We start from the raw sequence: 1,352 nt of genomic DNA on the forward strand, positions 1-1,352 counted from the left end.
CTGAGGACAAGCCCTCGGCCTATTAGTACCGGTCAACTCCACCCCTCACAGGGCTTCCATATCCGGCCTATCAACCCAGTCGTCTACTGGGAGCCTTACCCTCTCAAGGAGGTGGGAGTGCTCATCTCGAAGCAGGCTTCCCGCTTAGATGCTTTCAGCGGTTATCCCTCCCGAACGTAGCCAACCAGCCATGCCCTTGGCAGGACAACTGGCACACCAGAGGTTCGTCCGTCCCGGTCCTCTCGTACTAGGGACAGCCCTTCTCAACACTCCTACGCGCACAGCGGATAGGGACCGAACTGTCTCACGACGTTCTAAACCCAGCTCGCGTACCGCTTTAATGGGCGAACAGCCCAACCCTTGGGACCTACTCCAGCCCCAGGATGCGACGAGCCGACATCGAGGTGCCAAACCATCCCGTCGATATGGACTCTTGGGGAAGATCAGCCTGTTATCCCCGGGGTACCTTTATCCGTTGAGCGACGGCGCTTCCACAAGCCACCGCCGGATCACTAGTCCCTACTTTCGTACCTGCTCGACCCGTCAGTCTCACAGTCAAGCTCCCTTGTGCACTTACACTCAACACCTGATTGCCAACCAGGCTGAGGGAACCTTTGGGCGCCTCCGTTACCCTTTAGGAGGCAACCGCCCCAGTTAAACTACCCACCAGACACTGTCCCTGATCCGGATCACGGACCCAGGTTAGACATCCAGCACGACCAGAGTGGTATTTCAACGGCGACTCCACAACAACTGGCGTTGCTGCTTCAAAGTCTCCCACCTATCCTACACAAGCCGAACCGAACACCAATATCAAGCTATAGTGGTCCCGGGGTCTTTCCGTCCTGCTGCGCGAAACGAGCATCTTTACTCGTAATGCAATTTCACCGGGCCTGTGGTTGAGACAGTCGAGAAGTCGTTACGCCATTCGTGCAGGTCGGAACTTACCCGACAAGGAATTTCGCTACCTTAGGATGGTTATAGTTACCACCGCCGTTTACTGGCGCTTAAGTTCTCAGCTTCGCCCGACCGAAGTCGGACTAACCGGTCCCCTTAACGTTCCAGCACCGGGCAGGCGTCAGTCCGTATACATCGCCTTACGGCTTCGCACGGACCTGTGTTTTTAGTAAACAGTCGCTTCTCGCTGGTCTCTGCGGCCACCACCAGCTCAAGGAGCAAGTCCCATCACCAGCAATGGCCCCCCTTCTCCCGAAGTTACGGGGGCATTTTGCCGAGTTCCTTAACCACAGTTCACCCGAACGCCTCGGTATTCTCTACCTGACCACCTGAGTCGGTTTGGGGTACGGGCCGCCATGAAACTCGCTAGAGGCTTTTCTCGACAGCATAGGATC

At 56.5% G+C, this 1,352-nt stretch carries 2 other annotated features.

Going from position 1 to position 1,352, the window contains the following annotated elements:
• Nucleotides 1-14: 14 nt before the first annotated feature.
• Nucleotides 15-878 (reverse strand) — a sequence feature (23S ribosomal RNA rRNA prediction is too short).
• Nucleotides 879-888: 10 nt separating this feature from the next.
• Nucleotides 889-1,260: a sequence feature (23S ribosomal RNA rRNA prediction is too short), on the reverse strand.
• Nucleotides 1,261-1,352: the final 92 nt, after the last annotated feature.

The sequence above is a fragment of the Kitasatospora cheerisanensis KCTC 2395 genome (genome assembly GCF_000696185.1).
Classification (GTDB): domain Bacteria; phylum Actinomycetota; class Actinomycetes; order Streptomycetales; family Streptomycetaceae; genus Kitasatospora; species Kitasatospora cheerisanensis.